This window comes from Streptococcus sp. S1 (assembly GCF_034137685.1).
Lineage (GTDB): Bacteria > Bacillota > Bacilli > Lactobacillales > Streptococcaceae > Streptococcus > Streptococcus dentalis.
This window is the reverse complement of the sequence record NZ_CP139418.1, coordinates 865,845-884,502: the sequence shown is the minus strand read 5'-3', so window position 1 is coordinate 884,502 and position 18,658 is coordinate 865,845. Positions and strand designations below refer to the sequence as shown.

Sequence of the window (18,658 nt, the reverse complement as noted above, 5' to 3'; positions counted from 1 at the left end):
TTCTATTATTTGAATGAAAAAGCTGTGGACACGCCACATGCTTTTTCTAGTTTGAACTTGCTTGTGTCAATTTACTATTGACATGTTCTTCAACATTTTTATTGTGTTCTTCGTATGTCTTAGCGAAGAAGACTTCACCATTTTCAACATTTGCGACAAAATACAAGTAATCGGTTTTACTTGGGTTCACCGCCGCTTCGATCGCTGATACTCCAGGGTTATCCACTGGGCCAGGCATCAAGCCGGTATTCTTATAAATATTATAAGGGGAATTTAATTCCGTATCGATCGTTGCATCTTCTTTTAAGCTCGTCTTTTGGCCAAGTTTACCTTGCGCATAAAGAATTGCAATATTACTTTGCAGAGGCATGTCTTGGTTCAAGCGGTTATAGAAGACACTTGCGATATCTTTACGATCCTGATCTGTCGCCCCTTCTTTTTCAACTAAGGAAGCAAGGGTCAATACTTCGTTCACATTGATGTTCTTGCTCTCAAGTGTTTCATAATAGCGTCTTAAGTTTTGATCCATTGCCGCGATCATCTGATCGATCATCTCTTTCACTGTGGTATCTTTCCCATAGTTATAAGTTGCTGGGAAGAGATAACCTTCTAAACGGTAGCGAACACCAGAATCCTTACTTGGTAGATTCGCCAAGAGCTTAGGATATTTGGCTACCATCTTCTCAATAAAGGCATCGTCTTGGACAGCCTTCAAGAAATCTTCTTTCTTAAATGGAGTCTTGCCTGCCTTCTTAGTGGAGACATCGGTGGTGATAGCCGTCGCAATCTGATCGATCGTATAACCTTCTGGAATCGTCACCTTCCCAAGAACTGGAGCCTGAGGAGTTTTGGTACCCTCTTCTTGCAATTTTTGGATGATGGTTTCTAGGTCCATGCTCTTTTGCAAATTGAAGTAACCGGATTTGAAATTGCTATAGTTCTTGAACTTGCTATAGTAGTTAAAGAACTGGCCATTTTTCACGAGTCCTTTTTTCTCAAGGATCGCGCCAATCTCACGATTACTTGAACCTGCTGGAATCTCAACCGTTACGAATTCTGTTGCATTTTTATCCATCGGCTTAACGGCTGAATGGATATAGGTCACAGCAAAGATCCCTGTAGCTACGATCACAATCAGCAAAAGGCTGACCACTGTCCGCACAATTCGTTTAGCGATTTTATTTTGTTTCTTTTGTTTTTGTTGGCGCTGGTTACGAGAAGAGCGCGATAAGCTTTCCTCTACCGGTTCCTGACTTGGTTCTTTTTTAGCAGGCTTTGTAAGCTCACTCTTTTCTTCCACAGCAGGAGTCGCATTTACCGGCTCCACTGGTTCTTCTTTGGGAGCCAACGCAGATTCTTCTACTTTTGGAGGCGGTGTTGCTTCTTCCTCCTCTTTCAGTGAAGAAGGGGTTTCAATGCTTCGATCAGGTAGATCATACTCTTTTTCGATCTTTAGAAGTTGCTCATTGGCCTCTTCTAAGTCTCTGAGGATCTGCTCTTTGAAGCTTAATAACTTCTCACTGTCTTGTGATTTATCAGTCAAATAATTGACCTCCCTCATCATAATCCTTAATATTATATCTTAAAAGATTTAGAAAAGCAATACAAATCGCCCTTCTTCTTCAAAATACCTATTTAATCAAGGTTTTCATTTTCCCAGACCAGATTGTACCAAACTTCACCCGCATATTGGGATTCTGAGAGACCTTCATTGGTAAATCCTTGCTTTTCGTAATAAGGAATCAAATAATCATGACAGGTCAAATTGATCCCTTGACAGCCATCCTTAATCGCAATCTCTTTCATCGCTTCAAGCAAAAGGGTTCCCACTCCAAGTCCTTGGGCTTCTTTAGCAATGGATAGACTCGTAATGGAAATAAAGCCCTTTTCTAAATGGCTTAGATCTTCAACCTCTAAAAAGGAGGAATCGATCAAATAGCGCTCCGGTCTAACAGGTCCTTCTAAATAGCCTAAAATCTGCCCCTGGCATTCTGCTACAAGAAATGTCGTTTGAATCTTTTCGATGTGATCTTTTAAAATCTGACGCGGAATCGCTTCTTCTTCTGAGAAATTCTCAAGCTCAATGCGCTCGATGGCATCCAAATCCTGCAGCTCTGCTTGTCTAATGTGAATCTTTTCTTTCATCATTAATTCCTTCTATCGTTCCCAAACCATATGGACACCTCGATCAGACTCAGCTTCATCCCGAAATCCTTGCTGGGCAAAGTAAGATAGTAAGTCTTCTGGGCAATCGATCCAAATGGCTTTCTTTCCCTTTTGAACAGCTAGATCCTTTAAAGCAGCGATCAAAATAGAACCATAACCTTGACCTTGAAAGGCTGGCCTCACTGCTAATCGCAATACGATTAGGTCTCCTTTTAAATGCTGGTCTTCTGTCGCCAACAAGTAGGCCACCATATCTCCCGCCTGTTCTGCAAGTAGAGAAATGGCTTCCTTCGAACCTAGCGCTTCCTCAAGAGTGGCTTTGTGCTCCTTCCCTTCATTGTCATGAAGTTCTTCTTCTAGCAACAACAGCTGTTCTTGATCAGCTGGGGTGATTGGTCGAATCATCATCCTGCTTTCCTCATCTCATACTCCTTCAGTGGACAGATAAATTTAAGTCTGGAACCAATCGATTCCAGACTCAATCATATCTTATTGTACACTATGTGTCAAACTAGATAATAAACGCTCAAATGAGTATTCATAGGTTTGAATATCTCCTGCTCCCATAAAGACATAGACTGCATTATCATGGTCAAGAAGAGGAGAAACATTCTCAGCTGTAATAATCGCTGAACGTTTGACAATTTTTGCTTCCAAATCTTCAACCTTCACATCGCCGTGGTCGACTTCCCGTGCAGAACCATAGATCTGTGCCAAGTAAACAGCATCTGCTTGATTCAACGCTTCAGCAAATTCATCTAACAAGGCAATCGTCCGTGTAAAAGTATGTGGTTGGAAAATGGCCACAATCTCTTTACTTGGGTATTTTTGACGGGCTGCATCCAAGGTTGCAATAATTTCCGTTGGATGATGCGCAAAGTCATCGATGATGACTGTTCCATTAACTACTTTTTCAGTGAAGCGACGTTTCACTCCAGCAAAGGTCTTTAAATGCTCACGGACTAAATCTAAGTCAAATCCTGCAATGTAAAGCAAGCCAATGACAGCTGTGGCATTCATGATGTTGTGACGACCAAATGTTGGGATATGGAATTGCCCCAAATCTTCTCCACGGAAATGAACGTCGAAGGTTGAACCTGCCGTTGAACGAAGCAAGTTGCTAGCCACAAAATCGTTCGTCTCCTTATCAAAACCATAGTAATAAATTGGTGCTGATGAGGTAATCCGACGCAATTCTTTGTCTTCTCCATAGATGAAGAGGCCTTTGCTGATTTGTTTGGCATAATCGTTAAAGGCATTAAAGACATCTTCTAAGCTCGTGAAATAGTCTGGATGGTCGAAGTCAATATTGGTGATGATACTGTATTCAGGATGGTAAGGCATAAAGTGGCGTTCATACTCATCTGATTCAAATACAAAGTATTTGGCTGCTGCAGAGCCACGACCTGTCCCGTCACCAATCAAATAACTGGTATCAGTGATATTTGATAAGACATGCGAAAGCATCCCTGTTGTTGAGGTTTTTCCGTGTGCTCCGGCAACTCCCATGCTGACGAAGTCACGCATAAATTCACCAAGGAATTCATGGTAGCGTTTATAGGTTAAACCATGCTCATCTGCATAAGCAATTTCTATATTGTTATCTGGACGGAAAGCATTCCCTGCAATGAGGATCTTGTCGCCTTCCAAATTTTTCACATCAAATGGATAAATTTGAATCCCTGCATGTTCCAAGCCACGTTGCGTAAAGTAATATTTCTCAACATCTGACCCTTGAACCGTATGTCCCATTTGGTGAAGCATGAGAGCTAAAGCGCTCATCCCTGCTCCTTTAATTCCAATAAAATGGTATGTGTTAGACATGTTTTCTCCTTATTCTTGATCTAGATGGGTTAAATCCAATTCTTGTTTGATCGGCTGTAGTTTCAGCTTGTGCTGATCTTTATTGTATATTTGGCTAGTCTTTAAGAAATCATAATTGTTTTTCTTTTCAGTCGGTTCTGCCACTTCTGGTTCTCCTACAGATTCAAACTCTGCAAGGATCAACTGATCTTGTCGCAATCGTTTGCTATATTTCAATAATTCACCTGGCTTTTCCTTTTGGAAGGGAGCCGTTGTCTGGCCAGGTTTTCGTTCTGAAATAAACGGTTTTTTCCGCTTACTTGTAGTAGCTGCTGGATCCGTTGTCAGATAGGGGGCTGTGCGTTTCTTTTTCAGATCTTCACGCGCACGCTCTCTGGCTTCCTCTGCATAACGATTGGCAGGACTTTTTTTATCAATCGGCTCTTTAAAATCAGGTTTTCTTACTGGCCGTCTTTTCGGTAGGGGCTCTTCTAGTGGTTGATGGTAAGGATGCTTGGGTTTGGTATTTTCAGCAATTGGTTGCCATTCCAAATAATTTTTATCCACATAGTCGCCTGTAATGTTACTAATCAAATCTGTTTCATCGTACAGGTTCATGTGGGGCATCTCTGTTAACATCAACTCATTATCCCCTACTTGAGGAAAATATTTTTCTGTCATGGTTTCTTCCTTTCGACACTCCATTAATTATAAACTATTCACAGAATTTTTCAAGCTATTCTGACTGAATTCCAAGAATCTCACGAATTTCTTCAACAGATAAACTGGATCGTGTTTCCGTTCCATCTAAAATCGTTGAGACCAAGTGTCTTTTGGAAGCTTGCAGTTCTTGGATTTTCTCTTCAATCGTACCACGAGTAATCATACGGTAAACTTCAACATTTTGTTCCTGTCCCATTCGATGGGCACGTCCAATAGCCTGGTCTTCCACTGCAGGATTCCACCACAAATCGACTAAGATGACGGTATCGGCACCAGTGAGGTTCAATCCGACCCCTCCAGCCTTTAGAGAAATGAGAAAAGCATGGCGCTCACCTGCATTAAAGGCATTGGTCATTTCTTGACGATCTTTGGCCGGAGTGGACCCCGTGATTTTAAAGGAAGTCATGCCGAGCTGATCAATTTCCTTCTCCAAAATATCCAACATGCCTCTGAATTGAGAGAAGATCAAAACCCGGTGTTCGCCATCCTTGATTTGACCCAAAAGATCTCGAAGGCTCTCTAATTTCCCACTATCTCCCTGATAGTCTTCCATAAAGAGGGCGGGGGTATCACAGATTTGGCGAAGGCGCATGAGACCAGAGAGAATTTCCACCTTGCTCCGATTTAGTTCTTCCTCACTAGAGGTTCGAACTCGATCTTGAATTTGTTTTAATTGAGCTAAATAGATCGTTTTTTGACTGTCATCCAACTCATTGTGGTAGGTTGTTTCAATCAAGTCCGATAATTCTTGGAGCACCTCATCTTTTTTCCGTCTCATGACGAAGGGTTTGACAAATCGCGCAATGGTCTCAGGAGTCAATTTTTGAAATTCTTTTTTAGCTGGGAAGAGCCCTGGAAGAACAATTTGGAAAATGGACCAGAGTTCACCCACATGGTTTTCAATCGGTGTCCCTGATAGGGCAAACACATGCGGAACCTCAAAGCCACGTAAGTGTTGGGCAATCTTGGTTTGGGCATTTTTCATGACCTGGGCTTCATCTAGAATCAAGTACTCATACTGATTCTTCTGGTATTCCTCCACATCTTGACGGAAAGAAGCGTAACTAGTGATAACCACCTGTGGATTGGTTGCGATGAGTTCATCTCGGTGCTGCTTGAGACCGTAGACGACTGCCACTTCCATCTGAGGAGCGAATTTTGAAAATTCTTGTTTCCAGTTGTAAATGAGACTAGACGGAGCTAGAATCAAGATTTTAGTTTCTTTTTTTGCAACACTGGTCAAAAAGGAAATGGTCTGCAGGGTTTTCCCAAGCCCCATATCATCCGCTAAAATACCACCAAAACCATATTGATTTAGCATGGAGAACCATTTGACCCCTGTTTCTTGGTAATCCCTTAGGGTCGCTTGGATTGTCATCTGAGGGAGGTGGTAATCTTCTGGATGAGTCAAATCATGAGCCAAATTTCGAAATTCTTCTGAAAAATGAACATTGTCTTGATCTGCCAACAAATCAGATAACTGATATGCAGCTATCCGGCGGGCTTGTAGTTTCCCACCCTTGCTCATTTTCGCCCGCAGATCTGCTAAGGCTCGACTGATTTTCTTGGTTCCTTCATCAAAAACAAGGACCTTCCCTGTATGGCTAACAAAATAATCTTTTTGCCCCACCAAAGCTTTGAGGACCTGGTCCACTTCAGCTGGATCCACACTTTCAAAGTCAAAACCAATCTCCAGTAGACTGCCATTGGTTTTAACATCAATTTTTGGACGCTCCACTTGATAAAGATCTAAAAGGTTATCAGAGAGGGTAACCTCTCCTAAGGCTTCAAAAGTCGGGATCTGTTGGCGAAAGAATGGATAGAGCTGCTCACTTGATAAAGGACTTCTTTGGGAAGAAAAGTCGTCTGTAAAACCTGCTGCTAGCATGGTTGAAAAGACTTCTTGCTCCTTATCGAAATCACTGGAATAAGGAAGATTGAGAAGTTCCTCACGCGTGGTCACTGCACGGTCCTGGTATTGAAAGACCACGTCCAGTAAAACGGTCTGGTCCTGTGCAAGATCAAAATGAAATTCCGGAGTAAAATCGTGGATTAAAAAGCTGGTCGGTGCTGTTATTTGTCCCAGTTTTTTGAACTCTTTTAAACTATAGGAAAGCTTTGTTTGGTCCGTGGGATCAAAATGCAGGCGTTTTTTGCGATCCTGATCCATTGGAAGATCTTGGATCGCCTTCCATAGGGTCCGCTGTTGGGGCGTCAGGTGATAGAAGACACCATTTCTAAATAGATAATTAGCCGACTCGATAACCTTCACTTGTGGCTCAGTAATGATCAATTCGTAAAAATCCCCATGGTCCTCCACCTGAAAATGAAAGAGATCTTCCTCCCCATGGACATCCTGAAAATACACTTCTGAAAAGTCATACAAGCTATATTGCAGCAGAAAAGAGTCCAAATTCATCAGTAATTCCACAGCTTCTTCAAAAAGACTCGGTGGGAAATAGAGATGGCGCCCAGCATTGGGAAAGAAATCTTGCTCTTTTGATCCACCATCTGTGACCAAGCCCTGTAGGAAATTAATCACATCCTGGCTAGCCCTATCAAATTCTAAGTAAGAAATAGGTTCATAATAACTTTTGCCAATTGCAAAATAGCCTTCTTTTTGAAGGGTCTGCAAAAAAGCTAGCACATCTCTGATCACATAAGAGCGCTCGTCTGGCAAGCGACGAATGCGAAGAGTCCATAAAAATTGACCAGAATAGTCGTCTTCATGTCCAACAGCTGATAAGATATAGCGGGGTTCTTTTTTCTCGATTTTTGGAAGCACCTGATCTAAAAATAAACTTCCAAAAGAGACCTTCTCCTGAGTTTCTTCAGTTGCAGTGGCGTCTTCTTCAAGACTTGCAAGAGCAGCTTTCCCACTGTCATCATTCTTCAGATAAGCTTCTACAGCTGCCAGATGGGTACAGAATTTTTTCTTTTGAAAGAAAGCACAACTACAAAAAACGGCATCATCATCCAAACTGTAACGCAAGCTTTCTTCTTCCACCCGAAAATACAGGTATTTTTCTTTTACTTCCTGAAGGGAAACTTTCCCATCTTCATATAGAAGGCTCCCTTGTGAACGAACCTTCCCAGGAATTAATTTTGCCATGTTTACCACCTTAAATTAATCCCTTTATTATAACATATTTAAGGAAAAATTAGAAAAGATAGTCATCATCTTGAAAGGTTTTTAGCCCATTTTAAAATAGAAAAACTGAGACAGCATTGTCCCAGTTTTTTATATGATTTCGTAACTTAGTCATCACAAACAGCTATCCACGCTTCTTCTCTTTTGACTGTTTGAGCGAACAATAGATAGAATAGCTAAATAGAGAGGAGAAAGATTCCGATAGCTCACAGAAAAACACAAAAAACACGACCTTATTTTTTAATAAAATCCCCAGTAATAGGATCAAGAGCTCCAAGTTTACGATCGAACCGATAAACAAGAGATACAGATAGATCTTAAATAATAAGTATACAAACCTAAAGCTCTCATGATCTTCATGAGTTTACTCTACTCATCCTTAAAAAAAGTAACGCTTATGCGCTACTTTTAGTTGTTTTCATAGTTGGAAGAACGAGCATTTTATCATTTGAAATATCCTTCCCGACTTTGATCCATTTGTCTCGTATTCCCTACTTCCGTTTTCGCGCAATCAAATGGATCGGGGTTCCTTCAAAAACAAAGGCCTTGCGAATTTGGTTCTCCAAGAAACGAAGGTAAGAGAAGTGCATCAGTTCTTCTTCATTAACAAAGATCACAAAAGTTGGCGGCTTGGTTGCTACTTGTGTCGCATAGAAGATCTTGAGACGTTTTCCTTTATCTGTCGGTGTTGGATTAATGGCAATGGCATCCATAATCACATCGTTCAAGACAGCTGAAGGAATCCGCGTATTTTGACTCTCACTGATCTGTTTGATCATCTCTGGCAACTTGTGCAAGCGTTGTTTAGTTAAGGCAGAGACAAAGACAATCGGCGCATAAGAAAGGTATTGGAATTGATCGCGAATGTCATCTTCCCACTGCTTCATGGTATGGTTGTCTTTTTCAATGGTATCCCATTTGTTGACAACAATGATCATACCTTTACCAGCTTCATGAGCAAAGCCAGCGATCCGCTTGTCATATTCCCGAATCCCTTCTTCGGCATTAATAACCATCAAAACCACATCTGAACGGTCGATGGCACGCATGGCACGCATGACAGAATATTTCTCAGTGTTTTCATAGATTTTACCAGATTTACGCATACCAGCTGTATCGATCATGGTAAATTCTTGACCATCTGCATCGGTAAAATGGGTATCGATGGCATCCCGTGTAGTTCCAGCAACAGGGCTTGCGATAACTCGGTCTTCTCCAAGGATCGCATTGATCAAGCTTGATTTTCCAACATTTGGACGACCAATCAAGCTAAATTTAATGATATCTGGATTTTCTTCTTCTGTTTCATTCGGGAGATTTTCAATGATGGCATCAAGCACATCCCCAGTTCCGATCCCGTGGACAGAGGATACCGGTAGTGGCTCACCCAGTCCCAAGGCATAAAAATCATAGATATCATTGCGCATCTCTGGATTATCCACCTTGTTGACTGCAAGAATGACCGGTTTATGGGTCTTATACAAGATACGAGTGACATATTCATCCGCGTCCGTGATCCCTTCTTTCCCAGAAACGACAAAGACGATCACATCTGCTTCGTCCATGGCAATTTCTGCCTGATGCTTGATTTGCTCCATAAATGGGGCATCTACGTCATCAATTCCCCCTGTATCAATGATACTAAATTTTCGATTCAACCACTCAGCTGTTGCATAAATGCGGTCACGAGTGACTCCTTCTACATCCTCAACGATGGAAATCCGCTCACCGGCAATCCGGTTAAAGAGTGTAGATTTTCCGACATTGGGACGGCCTACAATCGCAATAGTTGGTAGGGCCATGATTTCCTCTTTTCTAATGAAAGGCATGACTTCGGTTCAAGAACGCCTCTCTTCATTTCATAATAGTTTGTGTTTTTCTAGTAGTTTTTTGGTCTCTTCTTGTTCAGGTTGACCAAATTGAGCTGCAAGGCGCTCGCTCCAGCTATCTGTTGCACGCGCTCCAGCATAATCTGCCTGAACCTTGTCATAGGCAGTCACAACTGATAGGTCTTGTTCTTGGTATTCTTCTTCAAAAGCAACCTGCTCCAATAGCAAACGTGGTTTCACTGCATGTTGCTGGTTGGGTACTCCAAGAGCAATCCCAAAAACAGGGTAGGTATAATCTGGCAGACGGAAGAGTTCTGCGACTTCCTCTGAACAGTAGCGCAACATGCCGATAATCACTCCACCATAGCCGAGACTTTCAGCTGCCAATAGCGTATTTTGAGCCGCTAGAGCCGCATCCACTGAGGTGATCAGTAAGTTGTCCACCCCTTCAGGATGGAAATCCTGCTCATGAAGTTTGACAGCTTTTTCAGCGCGGTTTAAATCTCCAACAAAGAGGAGAAAGACATCTGATTGGCGAATCGCTTCTTGAGGAAGCAAATCGTAGAGAGCTTCTTTCTTTTCTTTGCTTTTGACCACAATCACAGAATAAGACTGAAAGTTTTTCCAACTTGATGCCATCTGCCCAGCTGATAAAATTTCCTTGAGGTCAGCTTCTTTGATGGTTTCTTCCTTAAAACGGCGAACAGAAAAATGAGATTTCATTAAACGGATGGTTTCATTCATCGGCGATTGACTCCTTCCAAATGGATTTCCTTGGCTAAAAATTTCACGCGCTCCATGACACGTTTGGCCTGCCAGGTTTCATCTCCATTGCGCGAAGCCGCAAAATGACGTTCCAATTCTTCAAAATTAAAGTTAGAAGTAAAGAAGGTTGAGAGATTTTCCTGCATCCGGTGCTGCAAAATCACCTGTAAGATTTCATCTCGTACCCAGGCTGACATCTGTTCCGCACCGATATCATCGAGAATTAAAATTTCGGCTTTTTTCACCTGATCGACGGTTTCTTTGACCAAGCCTGAACTGATGGCATTTTTGACATCGATAGCAAAACTTGGGAAATGTAGTAAGGTGGTAGAGGCCTGGCGTTTTTCTGATAGATCATGAGCCAAAGCTGCCATCATGTAGCTCTTTCCTACTCCAAAATCACCATAGAGGTAGATCCCCTTTTGATATTCAGGATAGTTGGCCACAAAATTAGCTAATTCCTCAAAGGCCACAAATCGTCCCTTATCATCGAGCTCTACCTTAGCTAGACTCGCTTCTTTCAAGGTTGAAGGGAGATTGATCAAGTTGAGACGTTGGTTGATCGCAGCTCGTTTTTGGGCTTCGACTAACTCTGGCGTTTCCTCATAAGCGACATCCGCATAGCCTTCATTCATGGTGAGGATGGGCTTATAACCTTTGGCAATATAATCCGGATCTCCCAATAAGAAACGGTTGCGTTCACTAATGTATTGATTAAATTTTGAAATACTACGTCGAATTTCTTGTTCAGACAAAGATTGGTCCTTGATAAAGGCTGCAACTTCTTGGTCTGCCAAGATCTGTGCGACCAAATCCTCATAGTTAAATTGACGCGCACGGTTCATGTGAGACATGGTTTGACCTACACTTTCCATCTACTCACCTCCTTGATTCAGTTTTTCTAATAGGCGTTGTTTCTCTTTAGCAAGATCCACCTTTTCTGCTTGACTGGTTTGATTTTGATAGTTTGGTTGACTCCACTTGGGAACATTGCTATGCTTGCCCTTGGCTGATGCAGGACTCGTCCCTTTGTTTCCTTGAGCCTTAGCTTGTTCCTGGCGTTCTCGAACTTTTAAAATCGCTAGTTCTGCACTGTTGACCCCTTGATAAGAAAAATCATTTCCTACCTTCAAAGCATACTTTTCATTGAGATTAGCAGACTGGGTCTTATTAAAGGTCAACAATAAGATGATATTGATCACCTCATCTAGTAAGCCTAGATCAGCTAACTTAGATAAAGTCTTGCGTTCGCTCTGCGTAATGGTCGCATTGCGCGCCTTCTTAATCTCCGCTAGAAATTGTAGGCTGGATTTTGCCTTAGCTTCTCTCAGAATGGTTTCTTCCTGACGGCTATAGGACATGCGGGGTTGCTCCTGGCTCGCCTGAGCCAACTTTTGCTTCATTCTCTTTGGAGAGACAATCCGGTCTACAGCTGTTTCTTTGGCTAAAAGATAGGTTTCATACCAGGTCCATTGTTGCTCTTCCGCGATGGCAAAGAGGGATAGAGTCGCTTCTCCTTCATCCGCAAAACGAAATCCATCACGCCCCATCATTCGCTTAAACATCTCCATATCAAACTGCTGTTTCTTACTTGGAAGAACGGTCGCCTCCCCAGCATCTAGTCCAAAGACTTGCGAGAAGGAAACTTGCCGTCTAGTCCCTAAAGAGCGTGCTGGGAGCAGATCCTCCACGGCCTTTTCCCCGATTTTCTTTTCAAGTAAGCGTTTAAAAACAGCATTCGAAAAAAATTGTTCTGAGGCAAGAGGAGCATGTAACTGGATCGTGATCCCAACTTCTTCCTCATAGAGATCCATCAACCCCATAGCAATTAAACGATCAAAAGCGAGAAGCAGCTGTGGAAATCCTATATTCAAGTGATTGAGGATTTGAGCAAGCAAATATTGTTTTTCACCTTGATCATAAGAGGCTAGCAGATAACGATAAACTGTTACTGTTTCCGTCTCCAAAATAGGCAGGTAATACTGCTCCAATGCAGCCCCTGCCGGTGGAAGAAGATTATTTTTTAAAAATGCGAAAGGCGTATTGGGCTTCATCTATTTTTCCTTTTTCTTCTTGGTTCCCTTCGTGATTTGCTTCAAGAGGGTCTCTAATTCACCGACATCCTTGAAACTCCGGTAAACACTAGCAAAACGAACATAGGTGATCTCATCCAGATCTGCTAACTCATCCATAACCAACGAACCAATATACTCACTGTAGATTTCATTGTCACTTTGGCTGCGGACCTTTTGTTCAATTCGGTTTACAATTTCTTCGATTTCATCACTAGAAACCGGCCGTTTTTGAGCCGAGCGGATAATACCATTAAAGATTTTATCACGAGAAAATTGCTCACGTGTTCCATCCTTTTTGACAACCACTAGAGTCCGTTCTTCTACACGTTCGTAGGTAGTAAAGCGATAATGGCATTCTTCGCATTCCCTGCGACGACGGATGGTATTCCCATCTTCAGCTTGTCGACTATCCACCACACTAGACTTACTTCCACCACATTTTGGACAACGCATTTGCTACCTCCTTTATCTGTTTTAACACTTCATTTTACCATAAATTGAACTGTAAAGAAAGCAGAAGAACAGGAGAATCCCCTATACCTGCTTCTCTTTGATACATAAAAGAGAGTCGAAGGACGATGTGAATAAAATCGTTTTCCTTTCGACTCTCTGTTTATGTTAGAGTGATAATTCAGCTTCTAAGCCATAGTGGTCACTGACATGGGATTTGTTTTGACCATCAAAAATGACATGTAGACGCTGGATGTCCCATTCTGGACTTGCAAAGACGTAATCGATCCGCAATGGAACTTGATTTTCCGTCCAGCCATCGATTCCAGGACCTACTGTATAAGTCCCCTTTGTTTCTTTGGCTTCAATAAAGCTATCTTGAAGTTCTAGTGGACTGGATAGAATCGTTTCATACCCTTCTTGACCAGCAGGATTGTTGAAATCACCCGCCAGAATAAAGGGTTTACCTACTTGACTGAAGTACTTCTCAATGCGTGGCCACTCAAATTGGAAACCTTTGTCCCACCAAGAAAGATGGACACTAGCAACAGCAATCTCTTTTCCATCGACACTCGTATGGGCAACGGCCACCCGACGAGTATGGTAGTCCGTTGGATCATCCATATTGGATACCAAAATCTCATCCGCCTTCAATGGTTGACGCGAAAGAACGGCCACCCCCTCATTAAGGTGATCATAGCCGATATGGTTGTAGGCCCAAGTCCAATAATAGTGAAGTCCTTGAGCAGCCAACTCTTCTACCAATACGCGAACAAAATGATCCTTATGAATCACTACAGCAGAAGGCAAGGCTTGATAAAACTCATCTGTTTCGACTGCTTCTGAGGCCATCTCTTGATTGACCTCTTGGAAACAGATCACATCATATTGCGCTTCGAAAATTTGTTCCTTGAGGGTTTCAAATTTTTGCTGGGCATTCTCTTCCATCCAACTATGGGAATTTAATGTTAAAAATTTCATCCCCTGATTTCTCCTTCTTTCCAAATCAAGAAACGGCAAGAGGCCGGGTGCACTGCCCCAACCTCATTCTCTTTGCCGTCATTTCTTATAATTCTACTGTTGCAACTGGAGCATTTGCTGCCAATTTACCAGTATGTTCGACCTTAACAGATTTAATCGCATCTGCATTTGTGAAGACAACAATTGTTGAAGTTTCACGACCTGCTTCACGGATCGCATCAAGGTTTGCTTCTACCAAGAGGTCTCCAGTAGCCACTGTTTGACCTTCAGTAACTTTAACCTCAAATGGTTTTCCTTCAAGACTAACTGTATCTAGACCGATGTGAACTAAGACTTCCAAACCATTATCTGTTACCAAACCAAGGGCATGTTTGGTTGGGAAGACGCTGGTAACTTTACCAGCAACTGGTGAAACGATATGGCCATTTTCAGGCTCAACTGCAAATCCGTCTCCCATCATTTTTTGTGAGAATACAGGATCTTTCACATCTTCAATATTGATAACTTCACCATCTGCAACGGAGTGAACTTCATCTGTTACCCCTTTAAAGGTTGCTTCAGCCTTTTGAACTGCTGTCATTTGGCTAGGAAGTGTTTCAGGAATAACTTCACCTGAATCAAGTACGTCTTGGATATCAGATTTCAATACGTCAGCTTTAGGTCCGTAGATCGCTTGGACACCTTGTCCTTTCATGACAAGACCCATAGCGCCTTCAGCTTTCCATTGTTCTTCTGTTCCGACTTTTTCAGCGTCCTTAACAGTTACACGAAGACGAGTCATACATGCGTCAACGTCTACGATATTGGCACGTCCACCAAGAAGGTTGATAATGTTAATGACTTGTGAGCTTGCTGAGCTTGTAGCAGCTCCAGCTGTTGCACCATCTCCTGAAGAGGCATCATCATTTTGTTCGTAGTTTCCATTACGTCCTGGAGTCGCATAATTGAATTTCTTAATCATGAAGTTGGCAATGAAGTACATGATTAAGGCAAAGAGGACTGTTACCCATACAAAGTTAAAGACATCTAGTGCCAAACCAGCGTTGATGGCCAGTGGGGTACGGGTCAAGAATTCGATCGAACCGAATGAGTGAACACGAAGGTGAACCACGTCAGCCATTGCAAAGGCAGCACCTTGAACAAAGGCGTAGATCAAGTACAATGGTGTTGCAATGAACATGAACATGTATTTAATTGGTTCTGTTACACCTGTCAAGAATGTTGCAAGGGCAGTTGCAAAAAGCATCCCTTTGTATTTTTCTTTTTTATCTGGATCCACATTGCGGTAGATGGCAACCACAATACCCATCAAAATACCAAATGATCCGATCATTTGACCAACTTTGAAACGAGCTGGTGTGTAGGCATGAAGCAAGTGTTGGTATTGGCTAGGATCAGCTTTCTTCAAGTTGACAAGGTCTGTTACCCAAGCCAACCAAAGTGGATCTTGTCCAAATACAGTTGTTCCTTTGGCAGCACCTGTAAGAACTTGGTAGCTACCACCCAATTGAGTATAGTTGATTGGAATGGTCAACATGTGGTGAAGACCAAACGGCAAGAGAAGACGTTCCAAGGTACCGTACAAGAATGGTGCCAATACTGGGGCAGTGGATTGTGAGTTGGCGATCCAAACACCAAATCCATTAATTCCTGATTGAACTACTGGCCACAAGGCTGCCAAAACCAAGGCTGCAAGAGCTGAACGGACGATAACAACGAATGGTACAAAGCGTTTCCCATTGAAGAAAGAAAGGGCTTCTGGGAGTTTACGGTAGTTGTAGTATTTATTGAAGGCTGTTGCTCCAACAAAACCTGAGATAATCCCTACAAATACCCCCATATTCAGAGCTGGTGCTTCAAGAACACTGATAAAGTAGTCCGCAACTTTAATCGATCCACCTAAGATCGTGTGAACGGTAGCATCCTTATCAGCCAACATTGCAGATGTCACTCCAAACACTGCACCTGTAATACGGTTAATCAAGATGAAAGAGAGACCAGCCGCAAAGGCACCCCCAGCACGCTCTTTGGCCCAGCTACCACCGATAGCGAGTGCAAACAGGATGTGAAGGTTACCGATAACCGCCCAACCGATTTGTTCGAGAACCCCACCTGTAATAACAAGTGGAGATAAATTCGGGTTGATCATAGGGATTGATTTCCCGATTGAAATCATCAACCCAGCAGCTGGCATTACAGCGATAACGACCATCAAGGCCTTACCGAACTTTTGCCAGAATTCAAAGCTAAATAAACTTTTGAATGATCCTTTATTCATCATTCAACCTCCTTATATTGTTTAAGGCTTTTGTTTTTAAGAAAACGTTTGCGCTTAATTTATTTCTAGTATACCACATTTTTAAAAAATGTAAAGCCTTTCATCGAATTTTTCTAAAAAAATTTCTTTTTTTTGAACTTTTCCTCGATATTCCGTTCTAGTTTTTTAAAAATCCTCATATTCCCAACGCAAACGATTTCTTTAAAACTAAAAAACATTTGAATCCTTTAAGGATTCAAATGTTTCATTCTAACTCGTCTTGCATGGCATAGCCAATCCCACGAACTGTCTTAATATAGCTTTTTTGACCGGGTAGATCAATTTTCCCACGGAGATAACGGATATAAACGTCAACGATATTAGTCTCACCTGTACTCTCATACTTCCAGACACTTTCCAACAACTGATCTCGTGTCACCACCCCTTTGCTTCCCATCAGAGTCGCTAAGAGATCATACTCTCTGCGGGTTAAACTAATCATGTCTTTCCCACGATAGACGGTATGGTGTTCCACATCAATGCGCAAATTGCGGTATGATGTTGGGATTTTCATCTGGCTACAATGTTGGTCAATATAATCACGTCCTCTAAAAATTGCTGTGATCTTATCTACCAAATCGCTGATAATAAAGGGTTTAACCATATAGGAAACGGCAAAGCGCTGAATACTCTCTTTGTGCTCAGCAATTTTTTCGCGGCTATCCAAAACAATCAAAACAGAAGCTGGGCGAATCCGACTGATTTCCTCTGCGAATGTTTCACCAGACATATCTGACAAATCGTAATTAAACAAGATCAGATCATATTTGGTCGCAGCAATCAAAGCCAGACCCGCTTTTCCATCCTCGACCACATCAACTTGGTACCCTTCTTTTTGAAGTTCCAAATCAATGAAGCGAGCGATTTGCTTCTCATTTTCTACTAGTAGAACTCGTTTGACCATAGAGCAAGATTATTTTTCGTCGTACCAAGAATAGTGGAAGGTACCTTCTTTGTCTTTACGTTGGTAAGTGTGAGCACCAAAGTAGTCACGTTGTGCTTGGATCAAGTTTGCTGGAAGATCCTCTGAACGGTAGCTATCAAAGTAAGTGATGGCTGCTGAGAAGGTTGGTACGGGTACACCAGCTTGAACAGCAAGAGCTACGATATCCCGAACTGATTGTTGGTACTTAGCAGTAACATCTAAGAAGTACTCATCCAATAGAAGGTTAGCAAGATCTGCATCGCGGTTGTAAGCATCTGTGATCTTTTGCAAGAAACGAGAACGGATGATACATCCATCGCGCCAGATAGATGCGATGTCCGCAAATGGCAAGTTCCAGTTGTTTTCTTTAGAAGCAACACGCAATTGCGCAAAACCTTGTGCGTAAGAGATGATTTTTGAGAAGTAAAGGGCTTGACGAATTTTTTCGATCAACTCAGCCTTGTCTCCTTCAAATTTGAATGCAGCTGGTTTTGGAAGAACCTTGCTAGCGTGTACACGTTCTTCTTTGTAGGCAGAGATGTAACGGGCAAATACTGACTCAGTGATGAGTGACAATGGCACACCAAGGTCAAGCGCTGATTGGCTAGTCCATTTACCAGTTCCTTTGTTTCCTGCAGCGTCCAAGATGTAGTCTACGATTGGTCCATCTTGACCTTCGTCGTCTTTGCGTTTCAAGATATCAGCAGTGATTTCGATCAAGTAGCTGTCCAATTCACCCTTGTTCCATTCAGTGAAGATTTCAGCCATGTCTTCTGCAGAAAGACCAAGCAAGTGTTGCATGAGGTCATAGCTTTCTGCGATCAATTGCATATCCCCGTACTCGATACCGTTGTGGACCATTTTCACGTAGTGACCAGCTCCATCAGGACCGATGTAAGTCACACATGGTTTTCCATCTTCAGGCGCTTTTGCAGAGATTTCTTCAAGAACGTCAGCTACCAAGTCATACGCTTCTTTTTGTCCACCAGGCATGATTGAAGGACCTTCAAGGGCGCCTTTTTCCCCACCAGATACACCAGTACCAATAAAGTTGATCCCTGAATTCGCCAACTCTTCGTTACGACGGATAGTATCTTTATAGAAAGTGTTTCCTCCGTCGATCAAGATGTCACCTTTGTCCAAGTGTGGAAGAAGGGCTTGGATAGTTGCGTCTGTACCAGGTCCTGCTTGAACCATGAGCATGATACGACGTGGTTTTTCGATAGAGTTTACGAAGCTTTCGATATCATAGCTTGGCACAAAGTTTTTATCAGGATGGCAAGCAATCACATCTTCTGTTTTTTCTTTACTACGGTTAAAAATGGCAACTGTGTAGCCACGAGATTCGATATTAAGGGCAAGGTTACGACCCATTACGGCCATACCAACAACACCAAAGTTTGCTTTAGTCATGTGACACTCCTCTTTATAGTTTGCCTTTATTCTACCATTTTTCCTCCTCAAAAGAAAGCA

At 42.3% G+C, this 18,658-nt stretch carries 15 protein-coding genes; all 15 read right to left on the bottom strand.

Going from position 1 to position 18,658, the window contains the following annotated elements; translation table 11 throughout:
- Positions 1 to 46 precede the first annotated feature (46 nt).
- The 15 genes from mltG to gndA all read right to left on the bottom strand — a co-directional run bounded on the left by mltG (position 47) and on the right by gndA (position 18,598).
- Positions 47 to 1,576, bottom strand: a complete 1,530-nt coding sequence (gene mltG / locus SM121_RS04210; protein WP_455431241.1) for an endolytic transglycosylase MltG — start codon at positions 1,574 to 1,576, stop codon at positions 47 to 49.
- Between the two features lie 59 nt (positions 1,577 to 1,635).
- Positions 1,636 to 2,145 (bottom strand): GNAT family N-acetyltransferase, encoded by a 510-nt coding sequence (locus SM121_RS04205; RefSeq protein WP_320911317.1) that lies wholly within the window; start codon positions 2,143 to 2,145, stop codon positions 1,636 to 1,638.
- 12 nt (positions 2,146 to 2,157) lie between these two features.
- The gene (locus SM121_RS04200) at positions 2,158 to 2,574 is read right to left on the bottom strand and encodes a GNAT family N-acetyltransferase (RefSeq protein WP_320911237.1); all 417 of its coding nucleotides are present in this window, start codon (positions 2,572 to 2,574) and stop codon (positions 2,158 to 2,160) included.
- A gap of 81 nt (positions 2,575 to 2,655) precedes the next feature.
- Positions 2,656 to 3,990, bottom strand: a complete 1,335-nt coding sequence (murC, locus tag SM121_RS04195; RefSeq protein WP_320911236.1) for a UDP-N-acetylmuramate--L-alanine ligase — start codon at positions 3,988 to 3,990, stop codon at positions 2,656 to 2,658.
- Positions 3,991 to 3,999: 9 nt separating this feature from the next.
- Positions 4,000 to 4,650, bottom strand: coding sequence for a cystathionine gamma-synthase (locus tag SM121_RS04190; RefSeq protein WP_320911235.1), 651 nt, complete (start codon positions 4,648 to 4,650; stop codon positions 4,000 to 4,002).
- A 55-nt stretch (positions 4,651 to 4,705) separates the two neighbouring features.
- The gene (locus tag SM121_RS04185) at positions 4,706 to 7,804 is read right to left on the bottom strand and encodes a DEAD/DEAH box helicase (RefSeq protein ID WP_320911234.1); all 3,099 of its coding nucleotides are present in this window, start codon (positions 7,802 to 7,804) and stop codon (positions 4,706 to 4,708) included.
- Between the two features lie 530 nt (positions 7,805 to 8,334).
- The gene (gene der, locus SM121_RS04180; protein ID WP_155126611.1) at positions 8,335 to 9,645 is read right to left on the bottom strand and encodes a ribosome biogenesis GTPase Der; all 1,311 of its coding nucleotides are present in this window, start codon (positions 9,643 to 9,645) and stop codon (positions 8,335 to 8,337) included.
- A 57-nt stretch (positions 9,646 to 9,702) separates the two neighbouring features.
- On the bottom strand, positions 9,703 to 10,416 hold the full coding sequence (locus SM121_RS04175) for a nitroreductase family protein (protein WP_320911233.1): 714 nt from the start codon (positions 10,414 to 10,416) through the stop codon (positions 9,703 to 9,705).
- Positions 10,413 to 11,312 carry a primosomal protein DnaI gene (gene dnaI, locus SM121_RS04170; RefSeq protein ID WP_320911232.1) on the bottom strand — a complete coding sequence of 300 codons (900 nt, stop codon included), beginning with the start codon at positions 11,310 to 11,312 and terminating at the stop codon, positions 10,413 to 10,415. Before dnaI ends, SM121_RS04175 begins: the two co-directional genes overlap by 4 nt.
- Positions 11,313 to 12,491 (bottom strand): replication initiation and membrane attachment family protein, encoded by a 1,179-nt coding sequence (locus SM121_RS04165; RefSeq protein ID WP_320911231.1) that lies wholly within the window; start codon positions 12,489 to 12,491, stop codon positions 11,313 to 11,315. It abuts the gene before it with no gap.
- On the bottom strand, positions 12,492 to 12,965 hold the full coding sequence (gene nrdR, locus SM121_RS04160) for a transcriptional regulator NrdR (protein WP_151378694.1): 474 nt from the start codon (positions 12,963 to 12,965) through the stop codon (positions 12,492 to 12,494).
- Between the two features lie 165 nt (positions 12,966 to 13,130).
- Positions 13,131 to 13,943: an endonuclease/exonuclease/phosphatase family protein gene (locus SM121_RS04155; RefSeq protein ID WP_320911230.1), complete on the bottom strand. Its 813-nt coding sequence runs from the start codon at positions 13,941 to 13,943 to the stop codon at positions 13,131 to 13,133.
- 85 nt (positions 13,944 to 14,028) lie between these two features.
- On the bottom strand, positions 14,029 to 16,221 hold the full coding sequence (locus tag SM121_RS04150) for a PTS transporter subunit IIBC (RefSeq protein WP_320911316.1): 2,193 nt from the start codon (positions 16,219 to 16,221) through the stop codon (positions 14,029 to 14,031).
- A gap of 244 nt (positions 16,222 to 16,465) precedes the next feature.
- Positions 16,466 to 17,164, bottom strand: a complete 699-nt coding sequence (locus SM121_RS04145) for a response regulator transcription factor (protein ID WP_003005592.1) — start codon at positions 17,162 to 17,164, stop codon at positions 16,466 to 16,468.
- A gap of 9 nt (positions 17,165 to 17,173) precedes the next feature.
- Entirely contained in the window at positions 17,174 to 18,598 is a 1,425-nt protein-coding gene (gndA, locus tag SM121_RS04140; protein ID WP_320909795.1) for an NADP-dependent phosphogluconate dehydrogenase, read from the bottom strand.
- Between the last annotated feature and the right edge of the window lie 60 nt (positions 18,599 to 18,658).